General features: G+C 33.0%; 23 protein-coding genes. 13 read left to right on the top strand and 10 right to left on the bottom strand.

The features are described 5' to 3' along the window. Window positions 1–9 precede the first annotated feature (9 nt). From AC22L0_RS10830 to AC22L0_RS10810, 5 genes are all read left to right on the top strand, one after another. Entirely contained in the window at window positions 10–765 is a 756-nt protein-coding gene (locus AC22L0_RS10830) for an ABC transporter ATP-binding protein (RefSeq protein ID WP_000218580.1), read from the top strand. Between the two features lie 17 nt (window positions 766–782). Then, entirely contained in the window at window positions 783–1,769 is a 987-nt protein-coding gene (locus tag AC22L0_RS10825; protein ID WP_000277087.1) for an aliphatic sulfonate ABC transporter substrate-binding protein, read from the top strand. 16 nt (window positions 1,770–1,785) lie between these two features. Continuing rightward, window positions 1,786–2,634, top strand: coding sequence for an ABC transporter permease (locus tag AC22L0_RS10820; protein ID WP_087967005.1), 849 nt, complete (start codon window positions 1,786–1,788; stop codon window positions 2,632–2,634). Between the two features lie 76 nt (window positions 2,635–2,710). Continuing rightward, the gene (ssuD, locus tag AC22L0_RS10815; RefSeq protein WP_000422258.1) at window positions 2,711–3,823 is read left to right on the top strand and encodes an FMNH2-dependent alkanesulfonate monooxygenase; all 1,113 of its coding nucleotides are present in this window, start codon (window positions 2,711–2,713) and stop codon (window positions 3,821–3,823) included. Between the two features lie 195 nt (window positions 3,824–4,018). After that, complete coding sequence (locus AC22L0_RS10810; protein ID WP_001289320.1) at window positions 4,019–4,111, top strand: putative holin-like toxin; 93 nt, start codon at window positions 4,019–4,021, stop codon at window positions 4,109–4,111. A 228-nt stretch (window positions 4,112–4,339) separates the two neighbouring features. On the opposite strand, the gene AC22L0_RS10805 is transcribed toward AC22L0_RS10810, so the two are convergent. Beyond that, window positions 4,340–5,161, bottom strand: a complete 822-nt coding sequence (locus AC22L0_RS10805; protein ID WP_000189710.1) for an HNH endonuclease — start codon at window positions 5,159–5,161, stop codon at window positions 4,340–4,342. A 149-nt stretch (window positions 5,162–5,310) separates the two neighbouring features. Here AC22L0_RS10805 and AC22L0_RS10800 point away from each other — a divergent pair, with 149 nt between their 5' ends. Continuing rightward, window positions 5,311–6,396, top strand: a complete 1,086-nt coding sequence (locus AC22L0_RS10800; protein WP_000837892.1) for an AI-2E family transporter — start codon at window positions 5,311–5,313, stop codon at window positions 6,394–6,396. 240 nt (window positions 6,397–6,636) lie between these two features. Here AC22L0_RS10800 and AC22L0_RS10795 read toward each other — a convergent pair whose 3' ends face one another. Genes AC22L0_RS10795 through AC22L0_RS10770 form a run of 6 tightly spaced genes read right to left on the bottom strand, consistent with a single transcriptional unit; the run spans window position 6,637 to window position 7,647 of the window. Next, complete coding sequence (locus AC22L0_RS10795) at window positions 6,637–6,777, bottom strand: YrzI family small protein (RefSeq protein ID WP_000668497.1); 141 nt, start codon at window positions 6,775–6,777, stop codon at window positions 6,637–6,639. Window positions 6,778–6,804: 27 nt separating this feature from the next. Next, window positions 6,805–6,945: a YrzI family small protein gene (locus AC22L0_RS10790; protein WP_000669805.1), complete on the bottom strand. Its 141-nt coding sequence runs from the start codon at window positions 6,943–6,945 to the stop codon at window positions 6,805–6,807. 51 nt (window positions 6,946–6,996) lie between these two features. Further along, the gene (locus AC22L0_RS10785; RefSeq protein WP_000669805.1) at window positions 6,997–7,137 is read right to left on the bottom strand and encodes a YrzI family small protein; all 141 of its coding nucleotides are present in this window, start codon (window positions 7,135–7,137) and stop codon (window positions 6,997–6,999) included. A 26-nt stretch (window positions 7,138–7,163) separates the two neighbouring features. Continuing rightward, window positions 7,164–7,307 (bottom strand): YrzI family small protein, encoded by a 144-nt coding sequence (locus AC22L0_RS10780; protein ID WP_000668963.1) that lies wholly within the window; start codon window positions 7,305–7,307, stop codon window positions 7,164–7,166. Window positions 7,308–7,335: 28 nt separating this feature from the next. Then, a complete protein-coding gene (locus AC22L0_RS10775; protein WP_000142714.1) occupies window positions 7,336–7,479 on the bottom strand; it encodes a YrzI family small protein in 144 nt (47 codons plus the stop codon). A gap of 27 nt (window positions 7,480–7,506) precedes the next feature. Beyond that, window positions 7,507–7,647: a YrzI family small protein gene (locus AC22L0_RS10770; protein ID WP_000156177.1), complete on the bottom strand. Its 141-nt coding sequence runs from the start codon at window positions 7,645–7,647 to the stop codon at window positions 7,507–7,509. A 440-nt stretch (window positions 7,648–8,087) separates the two neighbouring features. On the opposite strand from AC22L0_RS10770, the gene AC22L0_RS10765 reads away from it, so the two are divergent. The 7 genes from AC22L0_RS10765 (at window position 8,088) to AC22L0_RS10735 (ending at window position 12,364) form a co-directional block, all read left to right on the top strand. After that, a complete protein-coding gene (locus AC22L0_RS10765) occupies window positions 8,088–8,681 on the top strand; it encodes a DUF4825 domain-containing protein (RefSeq protein WP_000876536.1) in 594 nt (197 codons plus the stop codon). Window positions 8,682–8,694: 13 nt separating this feature from the next. Next, the gene (locus tag AC22L0_RS10760) at window positions 8,695–9,183 is read left to right on the top strand and encodes a hypothetical protein (protein WP_048567574.1); all 489 of its coding nucleotides are present in this window, start codon (window positions 8,695–8,697) and stop codon (window positions 9,181–9,183) included. 124 nt (window positions 9,184–9,307) lie between these two features. Continuing rightward, entirely contained in the window at window positions 9,308–9,688 is a 381-nt protein-coding gene (locus tag AC22L0_RS10755; RefSeq protein ID WP_000805199.1) for a GntR family transcriptional regulator, read from the top strand. Next, window positions 9,685–10,557 (top strand): ATP-binding cassette domain-containing protein, encoded by an 873-nt coding sequence (locus AC22L0_RS10750; RefSeq protein WP_000560916.1) that lies wholly within the window; start codon window positions 9,685–9,687, stop codon window positions 10,555–10,557. The genes AC22L0_RS10755 and AC22L0_RS10750 overlap by 4 nt, the downstream gene beginning before the upstream one ends. Continuing rightward, window positions 10,554–11,225, top strand: a complete 672-nt coding sequence (locus AC22L0_RS10745) for a DUF4052 family protein (protein ID WP_000178179.1) — start codon at window positions 10,554–10,556, stop codon at window positions 11,223–11,225. The genes AC22L0_RS10750 and AC22L0_RS10745 overlap by 4 nt, the downstream gene beginning before the upstream one ends. Window positions 11,226–11,257: 32 nt before the next feature. Continuing rightward, the gene (locus AC22L0_RS10740; RefSeq protein WP_000502975.1) at window positions 11,258–11,737 is read left to right on the top strand and encodes a CcdC family protein; all 480 of its coding nucleotides are present in this window, start codon (window positions 11,258–11,260) and stop codon (window positions 11,735–11,737) included. Between the two features lie 117 nt (window positions 11,738–11,854). Beyond that, window positions 11,855–12,364 carry a 2'-5' RNA ligase family protein gene (locus AC22L0_RS10735; protein ID WP_044584563.1) on the top strand — a complete coding sequence of 170 codons (510 nt, stop codon included), beginning with the start codon at window positions 11,855–11,857 and terminating at the stop codon, window positions 12,362–12,364. A 14-nt stretch (window positions 12,365–12,378) separates the two neighbouring features. Here AC22L0_RS10735 and coaW read toward each other — a convergent pair whose 3' ends face one another. The 3 genes from coaW to AC22L0_RS10720 all read right to left on the bottom strand — a co-directional run bounded on the left by coaW (window position 12,379) and on the right by AC22L0_RS10720 (window position 14,939). Further along, the gene (gene coaW, locus AC22L0_RS10730) at window positions 12,379–13,200 is read right to left on the bottom strand and encodes a type II pantothenate kinase (protein ID WP_000442493.1); all 822 of its coding nucleotides are present in this window, start codon (window positions 13,198–13,200) and stop codon (window positions 12,379–12,381) included. Between the two features lie 84 nt (window positions 13,201–13,284). Continuing rightward, on the bottom strand, window positions 13,285–13,683 hold the full coding sequence (locus AC22L0_RS10725; protein ID WP_000547659.1) for a 3-hydroxyacyl-ACP dehydratase FabZ family protein: 399 nt from the start codon (window positions 13,681–13,683) through the stop codon (window positions 13,285–13,287). A gap of 56 nt (window positions 13,684–13,739) precedes the next feature. Next, window positions 13,740–14,939 (bottom strand): LL-diaminopimelate aminotransferase, encoded by a 1,200-nt coding sequence (locus AC22L0_RS10720; protein WP_000222700.1) that lies wholly within the window; start codon window positions 14,937–14,939, stop codon window positions 13,740–13,742. Window positions 14,940–15,138: the final 199 nt, after the last annotated feature.

Below are 15,138 nucleotides of genomic sequence, written 5' to 3'. Positions count from 1 at the left end.
GGAGAAGAAATGACTGTTTCAATTGATGGGGTATCAAAATATTTTTTGAAACAAACTGGTACTGTTCAAGTATTAGAGAATATTAATTTTCAATTAGAGAAAGGGGATTTTGTTACAGTAATTGGTCCGAGTGGGTGCGGAAAAAGTACATTACTAAAAATTGTTGCCGGTCTAGATAATGATTTTGAAGGGGAAGTTGTTATTGACGGGGATCCTATCTTAAAACCGAGTAAGAAACAAGGTTTTATTTTTCAAGAACATAGGCTTTTTCCATGGTTAACAGTTGAAGAAAATATAGCGGCAGATTTGTCGTTAAAAGATAAGTATGTGAAAGATAAGGTGAGAGAATGGGTTGAAATCGTTCGGTTAGATAGCTTTGAAAAATCGTATCCGAAAGAGATTTCAGGCGGGATGTCACAACGTGTTGCGATAGCGAGAGCGTTATTAAGAGATCCGAATGTATTATTACTTGATGAACCTTTTGGAGCGCTGGATGCTTTTACTCGAAGTCATTTACAAGAAGTATTGCTAAATATTTGGGAGCAGAAGAAAACAACAATGATATTCGTTACACATGATATAGACGAAGCGATATATCTTTCAAACCGAATCATCATTATGAGTGCAAAACCAGGGAAAATACATAAAGTGATTGAAAATAATTTGCCTTATCCGCGAAATAAAACTTCTCAATCGTTCCAACAACTTCGAACGAAAGTATTACAGCAGTTTGAATATGGAGGGTTGATTCAAACAAGTATATAGGAAAAGGGTGATTTTATATGTATAAAAAATTAAAAATTCTTTCTTTTGCTTTAGCTATATCAGTATGTTTGTTAGGATGTGAAAAAAGTACAGCAAGTAGTAAGAAAGAAGATGTAACAATACAAATTGGTATACAACAAGGATTAAGCCCGCTATTACTAGCAAAGAAAAAGGGATGGTTTGAAGAGGAGTTTAAAAAAGAAGGAGTTAAAGTGAAATGGACAGAGTTCCAAAGTGGACCTCCTTATTTTGAAGCAATCGCATCAAACCGGTTAGACTTTGGTGAAGTAGGGAATTCTCCAGTCATTTCAGCGCAAGCAGCAGGTATTGGATTTACCGAAATCGCCAATACAAGTTATGCGAGAAAAGGAACTGGAATTCTCGTTCAAAAAGATAGTAAGATTGCGAGTGTAAAAGATTTAAAAGGTAAAAAAATTGCAGTAGCAAAAGGAAGTAGTGCCTTTAATTTATTATATCGAGCACTTGATAAAGAAGGTATTGATGCAAAAGATGTAAATGTCATTCAATTACAACCAGATGAAGCGCAGCCTGCATTCGAATCAGGATCAGTAGATGCATGGGCGATTTGGGACCCTTTCATATCATTACATACGTTAAATAAAGGTGCGAAGGTGATTGCAGACGGTGAAACATTAAATGTCTCTTCACCAGAATTTTTAATTACGAGGACAAAATTTGCGAAAGAACATCCAGAATTAGTTGAGAAATTCCTCAAAGTTTATGAGAAAGCACGTGTATGGCAAGATGCTAACTTAGATGAAGCAATAAAAGTATACACTTCTGTAAAAAAGATAGATGCAGAGATTGTAAAAGAAGTGTTTAATCACGACAAACCAATTTTAGTTCCGGTAACTAAGGAAATAATAGCAGAACAACAAAAGACTGCGGATTTTCAATATAAGCTCGGTTCTATAAAGAAAGAAATTAAGACGGAAAAAGTTGTAGATAATTCTTTCGTAGAAAAAGCATTGAAAGCGAAGTGAAAAGAGGTTTTGTAAAGTGGAAAATACGAAAGCTGTTATGAAACCAGCGAGTATAACGATTAAGAAAAATGGCATAAAGAAGGTACGAAAGTTAAATGTAAAAGTTTTAGTAAGGGCGATTACTATACCGGTTATTATATTAATAATTTGGCAGTTGGCTGGCGTATTCGGTCTTGTTTCTAAAACAGTTTTACCAACACCATTAGATATTTTTCTAGCTTTCCAAGAGCTTATTAAAACAGGAGAGTTATTCGGCCATTTAAGTATTAGTGTATTCAGGGCTGCGGGTGGTTTCTTTATTGGTGGGGGCTTAGGAATCATTTTAGGAACGATTGTTGGATTTTCAACGAGAAGTGAGCAATATTTAGACCCATCTGTGCAAATGTTAAGAACTGTACCTCATTTAGCTGTTGCGCCGCTTTTCGTATTATGGTTCGGTTTTGGTGAAACATCAAAAGTGTTATTAATTGCAGATGGTGCATTTTTTCCTTTATACGTAAACGCATTTTTAGGTATTAGAGGTGTGGATTCAAAGTTATTTGATGTTGCGAGAGTGTTAGAGTTTAGTAAAAGAAAATTAATCACGAAACTAATTTTACCAGCTGCATTGCCTAACCTTTTACTAGGAGCAAGGTTATCGTTAGGTGTTGCGTGGGTGAGTTTAGTAGTAGCAGAACTTATGGGGTCTACAGAAGGTATTGGCTATATGATTATGGATGCAAGGCAATTTTCAAATACAGATATCGTATTTGTCGGCATAATTATATTTTCATTTGTTGGGAAGTTTTCTGACTCTCTAGTACGTTTACTAGAAGTGAAGTTTTTAAGATGGCGAGATAACTTTAAAGGTGAGACAGGGAATTAACATATAAATTATTAGGGGTAATTTATATAGAATGTGTTAGTATACGATTCAAAATAAATAAGGGGTGTGTAAAGGTATGGAATTATTATGGTTTATTCCGGCTTATGGAGATGGTCGATATTTAGGAACGACAAAACGAGGAAGAGCAGCTGAATATGGTTATTATAAGCAAGTTGCTGCGGCAGCTGATTATTTAGGATATACGGGTGTTTTACTTCCAACTGGTCAAGGATGTGAAGACCCTTGGGTGTTAGCTTCAGCTCTTGCTGCTGAAACAGAAAAACTAAAATTTTTAGTAGCAGTGAGACCAGGACTAATGTCCCCTACAGTTGCAGCGAGGATGGCATCTACATTTGATAGAATTTCACATGGGAGGCTGCTTATTAATGTAGTAGCTGGAGGAGATCCAGTTGAACTACAAGGAGATGGATTATATCTTGATCATGATGAAAGATATGAAGCAGCGGATGAATTTTTAAAAGTTTGGAAATCGACATTGCAAGGTGAAACGATCTCTTTAGAAGGAAAACATATTAAAGTTACAGATAGTAAAGTTGTATTCCCACCAGTTCAAATACCATATCCTCCTATATATTTCGGAGGATCGTCAGCTGCTGGAAAAGAAGTAGCAGCTGAACATAGTGATGTATATTTAACGTGGGGAGAGCCGCCAGAGCAAGTGAAAGAGAAAATAGAAGAAGTAAGAAAACTTGCAGAAGAGAAGGGGCGTACAGTGCGATTTGGCATTAGATTACACGTAATTGTAAGAGAAACAGAAGAAGAAGCATGGGAAGAGGCAGAACGTTTAATTCAATATGTGGATAATGAAACAATTGAGCTTGCTCAAAAGACATTTGCAAGATATGATTCGGTTGGTCAAAAACGGATGACCCATTTAAATAAAGGTACGAGAGAGTCGTTAGAGATAAGCCCTAATTTATGGGCTGGAATCGGACTTGTAAGAGGTGGGGCAGGTACTGCACTTGTAGGCAATCCGCATACAGTAGCAGAAAGGATAAAAGAATATGAATCGTTAGGAATTGATACGTTTGTTTTATCAGGATATCCGCATTTAGAAGAAGCGTATGAAGTGGCAGAATTGTTATTCCCATTATTGAAAGACGAGAAGAAAGAAGAAAATAAAATTGTTGGTGAAATGATTGCTGATGCATATGCATTAAAAAAATAGTGAGAAATAAAGTTTCACTTATTTATTGCTCCATTTTGTTTACTGCCTGTTAACACGGGATAAAAAACCCGCAAGTTATTCGCTTGCGGGTTTTCATCGTAAATTATTAGAAAATATGGTAAAATTAAAGGGTAACTTAAGGTGCGGTTGGTTGTTCAATTATCACTTCTCCGAGTAGGAGGGGGGTGATAATACGTGAGTGAAATAGCGTTGCTACTGCAAGGTGGGCTGTTTCTCGTTGCATTGTTAACGTTCGTCGTCGTTTTAATAGACAAGCTCAAAAAATAACAACCCACCTATGCTTATAGAATGTGGGTTGTTTTGTTCATAAGAAACAAATAGGATAAATGAACAATCCAATCTGCTAAGTTACGTGGACTAGTGTGTAGCCGCACACTAGTCTTTTTTATTTATATACAATTTATAATTGGTTTATGTGATTGTATTGTTCTTTTCATACTCATTATAACACAGTGTCTTTTCATCAAGAAAGGAGACCGTATGTTCTGGTTCCTGTTATATAGTAGGTGCTTTTTCTTTAAACAGCCCATCCATATACTGTTTTAAACTTTGGACATAAAATTTCTGCGTATTCACATTATTTACACCGACAATGGGTGATGGAAGGTCAAATCTTTTTTCTGATAAATGAACGACAACATCAAAAATGTCAAACAAACGAATAAAGCAAAACAAACCGTCTTTATCGCTAAGTAAAATAAAGTAATGATTTTCACTACTTGTATTTAGCGTATTCCATAAAGAACTTTTGCTTAAATCACGTACAATGCTTTTTTCTTTTAGTTCCACGAAATCTGCATTTGAGAGAATGGTAGAGATATCAATCGCATCTTGATCTTCAAAGTAGCCATCAACTGTTTGTACAGCGAATGTATAAGCCATTTTTAATATACTCATTTTATATTTACGGTTATCCAATAGCAATTCACGTTGAATAGAACTGGCTACTTTCGTTACACGTTCCTCTTTCCAAATTTCATTATGTAAGGAAATATCGTGCTTTTTACATAGTTTCATAATTAATGCATTAGAATAAAGAATTTCGTCGCTTACTTCGACAACATCAGTCTCAGCAGCTGCAAGTTCCTCACCGTGCTCATTCGTATAGAGTGGGGAATCAATTTGTCTTTTCATTTGTTCAATCTTAAATTGACTCAATTTATGCCTAATTAAAGGACGATCAATATTTGTTGTCATTTGTTCATGACAAGTATCACAAATTGAGTTTGTGAAATAATATCCACATAATATTTCTGGAATGACATATTGTTCACTAAGTTCTTTCGTATCTTTTCTGCAAATGATGCATTGTGTCATTTTTATCACCTTTACCTGCAAATTTGTATGTAATCTCATTGTAGTGCATTTATTGGTATTTTGGAATATTGTAAAGGAAAATATTATGTGAAATTCATACTTATTTTGGTACAATGAAGAGAAGTGCTAGTTTAAAGGAGGCCATTTTTTTGAAATCAAAAGTGCACTTTTGGACATTAGAAGTGCTAATGGTTGTAGGAATCATATTTATTTGCACAAAAATATCATTTTTATTTCAACCGATTGGTATCTTCATATCAACATTATTTTTCCCAATCTTAATCGCGCTTTTTTTATACTTCATATTTAATCCTGTATTAATCTTTTTGGAGAATAAAAAAGTACCTAGAAATTTAGCGATATTGCTGTTATATCTTTTTATCATAACATTAACTGCAGTTGGCGTTGGAGTAGTTGTTCCTACGATTTCACAACAGCTAATGGACTTAGTAAAAAATATGCCAGGCTACATAAAAGAAGGAAAAGTATACATACAAGAATTATCACATCATAGGTTGTTTGAATGGTTATCTACACAAAACTACGTTTCCATTGAAACAATTGAAAAAAATGCGATTGAATACTTAAAAGATATACCAAATACAATTACGTCGAGTGCAACGGCTTTATTTGGTATTATCACGAACGTTGCATTAGTTGTATTTACTGTACCGTTCATTTTATTTTACATGTTTAAAGATGGACATGCCTTTCCAGGGAAAGCGGTAAGTTTATTACCAGAGTCTTACCGTGAAGAGGGGCTTCGTATCATTAAGGAAACGAACGAAACATTATCTGCATATATTCAAGGGCAAGCGCTCGTTTGTATATTTGTAGGTGCGTTTACTTTTATCGGTTATTTAATTATCGATTTACCGTACGCTTTCGTTTTAGGAATTATTGCAGCATTTACAAACATCATTCCTAACTTAGGTCCATTTATCGGAGCAGCACCAGCTGTTATTGTAGGACTGTTCGTATCTCCGATGCAAGCCTTATACGTAATTATTATCGTAACAATTGTACAACAGTTTGAAAGTAATATTATTTCACCACGTATTATGAGCTCGAAATTAAACATCCACCCATTAACAATTATTATCCTAATTTTAGGGGTAGGTAACTTTGCTGGAATCATCGGAATGATTTTAGCAGTACCAGTTTATGCAGTAACAAAAACAGTTGTTTCAAACTTAGTGAGATTGTTTAAAACGAAGAGAAGTAATCGGAAATAGTAAAACCTGAGAAAGATACACCTCTTTTTAAGTGGTGTATCTTTTGTTTATAAAAAAATAATTAAAAGCGGGTTGATTTGATTTTATTATATATTTTTTATACATCAAATTCAGCGATGAACTTGTGTGACATAAGCTCTATAAAACTATGTGGAATCCCTCTGAACTATCCAAATCATTTCCTTACAGCGTGCTATCATCATCATAATCGACTCCTTTCAATTCTATATAGTTAAACGATTAAAGGTGAGTGTAGTATTTGCTTCTACGATCTCGAATTTCATCAATAACTTGTTTATATTGTCTTTCTTGTTTTAATTCATTTTGAGATATTGTTTCTTTTTGAATCGTAATCGTTAAAAAGAATAGGTGAAACTTCATATGTGAATTCCTCCTTTCGAATTGGAATTACAGATGACTACAGTAATGACTTTGTCTTTCTTTTACAGAATCCATAGCCTGATTAATTTGTCGTTCATGAAGCATTTCAGACTCAGAAAATTTATTTTTTTGAATGGTAATGGTTAAAAAGAATACTTTAAATTTCATAAAATAATTGCCCCTTTATAGTGATTTAGAAAAAACGGGTGTAATAAGAAATTACAGGTGACTACAGTAATGACTTTGTCTTTCTTTTACAGAATCCATAGCCTGATTAATTTGTCGCTCATGAAGCATTTCAGACTCGGAAAATTTATTTTTTTGAATGGTAATGGTTAAAAAGAATACTTTAAATTTCATAAAATAATTGCCCCTTTATAAGTGTTTTAGAAAAGACGAGTGTAATAAGAAGATTGGCGTTCTTTTACTTCGTCCATAATATTTTGGATGTGTTGCTCACGTAAAATCTCTTTCTGTGAAAGTTTACGTTTTTGAATGGTGATTGTTAAAAAGAATGCTTTAAATTTCATGAATATATTACCCCTTTAAAATATATTTTTAATACATTTGAGTGTAGTATGAACTTTTAATGTCAGTTATTTTATCAGTCAGTTGTTTTAACTGTTGTTTACGATTGATTTCAGTTTCAGATAAAATATTTTTTTGAAGTACAGTCGTAAAAAAGAAAATATGAAAAGTCATAAATGAATTCCTCCTTTCGAAAAGGAATTACAGGCGATCACAGTAAAGTGCTTGGCGCTCCTTAACATCATTCATAGCTTTTTCAATTTGCTCATTATGAAGAATTTCATCTTTGGAAATTATATTTCTTTGAATCGTAATACTTAAAAACAATACGCTAATAGTCATTGAATGTTGCTCCTTTCTTAGAAAAATAATGTAAGAGACTAAAAAATCGCGCAAAAAAACCACAGGAAGATACAGTTCTCCTATGGCTGGGCGTGAAAAAGCCACAGGAAAGTATACGGCCTCCTGTGGCGAATTTATGAATTAAATGAAATAAAGTACGATTTTCAATTCTCCATTAGGGTGGTCGAATTCATATTTAATTGTCCAGAAAACACAGGTGCAGTTAACGCTAAAGTTAATGCATGTAATTGTAATTTCATCATTTCCTTCGACCTCCTTTTAGAATTTTTTTCTTACGTTAGTAAGTATATACAATTAATGGATAATTGTAAACATAAAAAATGAAAATTTTTAATTTTGATTAAAATGCGTATATTTAAAAGGGATTTGAAAGTAAATATTGTAATTAACGAAATATCGATAAAAATGGGGGATGCTAAATGAAATATATGCATCATAACATGATCGTTATGCTAACAATTTTTTTATTCATTGCGGCTTGTTCTAATGGAGAAAGAATAAAAGATATATATGATATTAGGTCAGATGATTTTAAGAAATATACTGGGACATACGTTGGTAATAATTCAGATGTGGTTGCAATTGTTAATCATTTACCCGGTGGTGGAACAGTTCAAAGTATAAGTTTAGAAAATGAAAATATAAAAGTGAACTATGGCGCAAAAGAAAGTGGGGCTCTTACAGAAGAAATGATTGAGACGTATTGGTTTGATGAGAAGGATACGATGAAGAAGAATTTTTTCTTTAATGCTATATATTTAGTGATTTTAGTGCCAAATGCAAAAAGTTATGAGTTTCAGGTAGAGAATAAAAACTTTAAGATAACGAGGGAAGAAATGTTATCAATTTTGCATAGAATATTCGATGATTTTCCAAAAGAAAAAGATATATGGGATAAAAATAAAGTTATAAAGTTCTTTAACGGCAATGAAGAAAAAATTAAAATGCTTGTGGAAGATAAAGATTTTCGGAAATCTTTATTTGCTAAATATCCAGTGAGCCAGTTGAAATAATGGAGGGGAGAAGATGGAGTTAGTATACAAAATTTCTTATCATAGAATGCAGGATCATTATTTACCTAAGTTAGTACAGGCAATTAGGCTCGTTAGTGAAGAAGATTTGTGGAAACAAGAGACCGCTGTTAATTCAATTGGTGGAATCGTACTACATATTTGTGAACATTTACAGAGAAATACAAGGCGTTATAAGGGTCCCAATATAGTTTTTGAAAATGGAATTGAAGAATATTTTCCAATAAAACATTTAAGCTCCGAAACTTTGTTAAAAACTGTTGAAGAAATATTTGATGAGTGGGGAAAAGTATATATACAAGTATGGGAAGAAAAAAGGCATATTGATCTTCATAGTTTATTACATTTAGTGGAGCATACAAGTTATCATTTAGGGCAAATAGTAGATCGTACAAAGTCAATAAAGGGACAACAATTTAACTTTTGTCAAAATGGTATAAATGAAAAGAATTTGAGAACAAGAGTTGAAACTTCGAAATTTTAGAAAGAGAGTCATTCTTAAACGAATGATTCTCTTTTTTGTAAAAGAAATTTATGGAAAAAAACATTTTTATGTGATATGGTTAATTACATAAGTAATGAACCTATGAACCTAAGGTGGTGAAAGTGTGAAACCTACTCTGGAGCAAAATAAATTAATATACTTACAAATTGCAGAAACGATTGAATCTGATATTTTAAAAGACATATTGCTTGAAGAAGAACAAGTTCCATCGACAAATCAATTTGCGAAGATGTTACAAATAAATCCGGCTACTGCAGCTAAAGGGGTGAATGTATTAGTAGATGAGGGGATTTTATATAAAAAGAGAGGGATCGGAATGTTTGTTGCAAAGGGAGCGAAAGAAGTCGTACTAAAAAAAAGACAAAATACTTTTATGACTGAATATTTACCTAAAGTGTGGGAAGAAGCGAAAGTACTAGAAATATCAAAAAATGAATTGATGGATATGATTCAAAAGATTACGAAGGAGGGGAAAGAGGGATGATTGCACTTGAAACGAAAGATGTAACGAAAAAATATAAAAAGAAAATAGCTGTAAATGAAGTAACGATTTCATTGGAAGAGCATAAAATATATGGTTTGCTTGGAAGGAACGGAGCAGGGAAAACGACACTATTAAATTTACTTGCAGGTCAAATTACTTCAAGTAGTGGAAGCATATCAATATTTGGTGAACATGTTTTTGAGAATAGTAAAGCGATGCAAAATATTTGTTTTGTTAAAGTGAAAGAAGCTGCATATCTAAATAATAAAGTTAAAGAGATTTTTAATTTATGTAACATGTTTTATAAAAACTGGGATCAAAAGTTTGCTGAAGAACTTGCTAGGAAATTTCAACTTAATTTGAAAGAAAAATATCATAAATTATCACACGGAATGCAAACTGTTGTCGGAATCATTCAAGGATTAGCAAGTAGAGCACCTATTACTATTTTTGATGAACCAACTACAGGTTTAGACGCAGCACACCGTGAATTATTTTATAGTCTACTACTAGAAGATTACGGTGAGCATCCACGAACAATTATATTATCAACACATTTAGTAGAAGAAGTAACTCATGTTATTGAAGATGTAATCATCATAAAAGAAGGGGCACTTGTTGTTCAATCATCAGTGGAAGATTTATTACGACAAGGTCATATTATTTCAGGAAAAAAAGATAAAGTGGATGAGTTTTCAATCAATAAAAAAGTAATAAATCGAGAAGTTTATGGAAATAAGAGGATTTCTGTTATATGGGAAGAACTTTCTAATGAAGATTATTACTCTCTTGAAAAAGAAGGGTTATCAATTGATAGAATTACATTACAAAAACTATTTATTCATATAACTGGGGGTGAAATAAAATGACGATGTTAATGAAGCAGTTGAAGTTACATATAAAATATCAGTATAAAGCCATTCTTATCTTTTGGACTGTGGCATTACTTATAAAAGGGACAATGACTGCAACTGATTTAAAGGGAATAAAGGTAGCATTTTTACATGATATTTTCAATAATTCATCAATTGTAATCGTAATGTTTATTGTGATAAGCGTGTTTCTTATTCAACTTGATATTTTTCCTACAGTCGTCTCGTTTGGTGTCACTAGGTTGCAATTTTTGATTGGTTCAATATGTTTTAATTTATTGCAATCAGCATTGTTTTCATGTCTTCAAGCTTTGTTTTTACAGGATACATTTTATAAAACAGAACATGTAAATTTAGGAGCATCTGCAATTGAACAATTCTTTGTACAATTCATATTTTATAGTACATTAGCTTGTTTATTCCAATCAACAACTATTGTTCAGAAAAGATTTAATTGGTTCGGATTGGCCTTTAGTATAATAGTTTTATTCGGATTGGCGAGTACAATGTATGCAGGGATAGGTATAAAAGAGTTGGTGTTTATTAATAGTAAAATGTTACTAGAAATACCTAATTTCATATTAGTTTCGATAGTTCTTATTTGCATATATATTGTAATTAGCGCTCTATTTATTCGTAAGGTTTCGTTTGAAGATACAATTTAAATACAATTATTTTAGGGGAGAAGGAAGAGTGAATGGGAGATACTTCTTCATTAATAACCGTTTTTTTATGCATTGCACTACTAATATTTTGGCGTCGTTATCGCTCCATGTATAAGCCAATAAAGGGATCGGGAAAACGTATTTTATGGCCATTACTATTTTTAACACCAGGTATTGTATGGTTTTTAGGTCCCGTACATCCAGCTGTACTACAAGTGGCTATAGCAGCATTTATTGGGATTCTTTTCTCTGTACCACTTATAGCACTAACAAATTATGAGCGAAGAGATGATGGGAATATTTATACGAAAAAAAGTGCAGCTTTTTTAATTACTTTTATTGCACTTGTCGTTTTAAGATATGGTTCAAGACAATTTATCGTTGATTTAGATCAACAAACGATTGGTTTATTATTTTACGTTGTTGCTGTCTCGTATATTATTCCATGGAGAATTGCTTGTTATATAAAGTTTAGGAAAGTTTGGCGGGAAAATAATAATCATGCTATATGAAAACTTCTCATTTGAGAAGTTTTTTTATTTTTATAGGTAAGCAAAACAAGTTGTTGAAGGGCAGGCTGTCATAGAATATGATACATATTATAATGAGGAAAAGTTGAGGGGATAAAAATGCGTACAATTTTACTTTTTCTAAACAACATGTCCATCGATAAAATAGAGAACATTAGACATAAACATGATCCTTTATTTGGATTAATTCCACCGCATATAACAATCGTATTCCCGTTTAAGAGTAATATTTCAAATGATGAATTAAAATCTCATATTTTTAATGTATCAAAAGGGGGAGGCAAAATTGAAATTGAGTTTGCAAATCGTATCACTAGCGTAGGAAACTATTTGTTTTTAGAAGTTGATAGAGGAAGAAAACAAATAGAAGAACTACATGATAGGCTGTATACAGGACCTTTATTACAATTTTTGAAAGAAGACATTCCGTACATCCCGCATGTAACAGTCGGAAGAAAAGAAAGTGCCAAATTAGCTGCTGAAGTAGTGAAGGAGATTCCTAGTTTTCATGGGAAGTTAAATTGTGTGATTGATAGAATAAGCGTGGAGCGAATTGAAGAGAACGGGGAATCAATTATTGAATTTGAAGTGCCATTTTTAAAAAGCTGACAAAAGTCAGCTTTTTATTTCGTAGCATGAAGTAATGCACCAATTGCACCGCTATTACCACCATCTTGTAAAAAGATTGGTGTTTTATTTTGATATTCGGTGTAGCTACTTATAATATGTTGAAGTTGTACGTTATTACATAAAGTCGAACCAATATAAATAATATGTTTAATGTTTTTTGTTTCAGCGAATTGAAGGCTTAATGCAGTAACGACTTCACCGACAAGTCCTTGTATAGTAGCAAGTATGTCTGAGCTATTATATTTCGATTCTGAAATAGCGGCTTTACCAAAATTGCTAGCAGTTAAGCTATTATCAATAGGTGAGAGAATACCACCATAAATATCTCCAACCGTAATATCTAGTTCTTTTCTAGATCCTACTTTTGTTAGAGGAATTACATCTTCAAAATGATCTATATTTGTTAACAATTTTGAAAGTCCCATAATAGTCCCACCGCCAACTCCGGTTCCACCAGCGCGAATATATTGTTCATTATAAACATAATGGATAGAAGTACCTGTACCGATATTGGTTAAAATAAAATTGTTTATAGTGTGTTTTTCTTCTTTTAATATGTATTGGACACCTGCAAGAGTAGATTCAAATTCGTTTAGCTCTATTATTTTATATGAACCTGTAAGCAGATGCTGTAATAGTTTCGATTTACCACCCGTAATACATATTTGTTTTATGCCATTGTTGTTTTTAATCCAATCTATTATTTTATGTTGTTCATGTGAATAAAATTTTTCAAAAGTTAATAGCTTTTTTTCGTTAAAATAAGCTATTTTCGTTAATGTGCCTCCAGCATCGATACCGATAGTACGTTCCATTTTCCTGCTCCTAACTACGTAATATGTTTTCCTATTTACTTAATTGGTTGAGAATAGATATTTCCAACTGATATAAGGAACACTTTAATCTGCTTGATATATTAATAGTTTTTCTATAGTTACAATAGGCTGGTCGTTTACAGTTGCAATACCTTTACCAAGAATAAAACCTCGGCGATTGCGCGTTAGCTCATAATGTAAATCAAGTTTATCACCGGGATATGCTTTTCCGTGGAATTCAACTCCATCTAAAGAGGAGAGAAATCCTAGTCCTTCAGAATCACTTGTATGTACAAATGCACTAAGCTGGGCAAGTGATTCTACAATTAACATATGAGGCATATGTTTTTGACTATCATTTATAAACCATTCGTTATTTGTAATGAGTTTATATCCTGTAACGGATTCACCTTGTTTTACATTTGTTACTTTATCAATCATTAAAAATGGATAACGATGGGGAAGAGTGTCTTTAATATGCATATGAAAGTACCTCCAATTAATAATACCCCTGCTAAAGTTAAGCAGGGGAGTGGGAACTAATTTTTAACTAATTCATCTACTTTTTCAAGGACGAAAATGCCGCTATTTCTAATATTTTCAACAACTTGTTGCAATACTTCTTTATCTTGAACGAGTGCAATACGTACGAAGCCTTCTCCATGAGGTCCAAATGCATGACCAGGTGTAACAACGACATTCGCACGATCCATTAATGCATAAGCGAAGTCTAGAGAAGTCCATCCTTGTGGAATTTCAGCCCAGACAAACATACTACCAGCTGGCTTATCGACATTCCAGCCAAATGTTCGGAATCCATCGACTAAAGTATCTCTCCGTTCTTGATAAATATCGCGGTTTTTCTCACAAAATGCAGCGCCATTTCTTAGTGCTACAGATGCCGCTTTTTGAATTGGTAAAAATACACCGTAATCGGTATTAGATTTAAATTGAGTAAGTGCACGAACAATTTCTTCGTTTCCAATCATATATCCAATACGGCTACCTGCTAAACTATAACTTTTTGACAAAGAATTGATTTCTACACCAACTTCTTTAGCACCAGGTACAGAGAGAAAGCTAATTGGCTTATTACCATCGAAATAAAATTCAGCATAAGCAAAATCATGGACAACGATAATATTATGCTTTTTCGCGAATGCGATTACTTCTTTAAAGAAATCTTCATGAGCCATTGCTGGAACGGGATTCCCTGGGAAGTTTAAAATCATCATCTTCGCTTGATCGGCAATTTCTTCAGGGATGACTTCTAAGTCTGGTAAGAAATCATTCTCTTTCTTTAAAGGCATGTAGTAAGATGTTGCACCAGCCATTTGAATACCTGTTTCATAAGCTGTATATCCTGGATCAGGAACTAATATAATATCACCTGGATTTGCATAAACCATAGGTAAATGAACGAGCCCGTCTTGTGAACCCATTAATAATAAAACTTCTTTATCCGCATTTAATAAAACGTTATGAGTGTTGTTGTAATATTCAGTTACAGCTTCGTGAAATTCTTGAATACCTGATAATGTATACCCATAGCTCTCTTTTTCACTCGCTGTATGTACCATTGTTTCTCTTACAAAATCAGCGGGCGGCATATCAGGATTTCCGATGCTCAAATCAATCATGTTATGACCTGCTGCAATTTTTTCTTTTTTATAGGCTCCTAATTCACTAAATATAGAAGATTGGAATGCTTTCATTCTAGTTGCTAACGTGTAAGTCATCAAAACCCCTCCTAAAAACAGTGCTTTCATTCTGCGTTTTTAATTATTCTGAAAACACATGTTTACATTTTATCATTTTTTTATGAAAATTAAAACGATTGACAAATTTAGAGGGAGGATTAGCCTATTTTGAAAAGTAACGATGTAAATAGCGTAGATGTGTTAATTGAAATGTCTATTATAGGATTCATTTTATATA

This window comes from Bacillus sp. LQ01, assembly GCF_057624735.1.
Note: the sequence above shows the minus strand (reverse complement) of the source record. Positions and strands in the feature narration are given on the sequence as shown.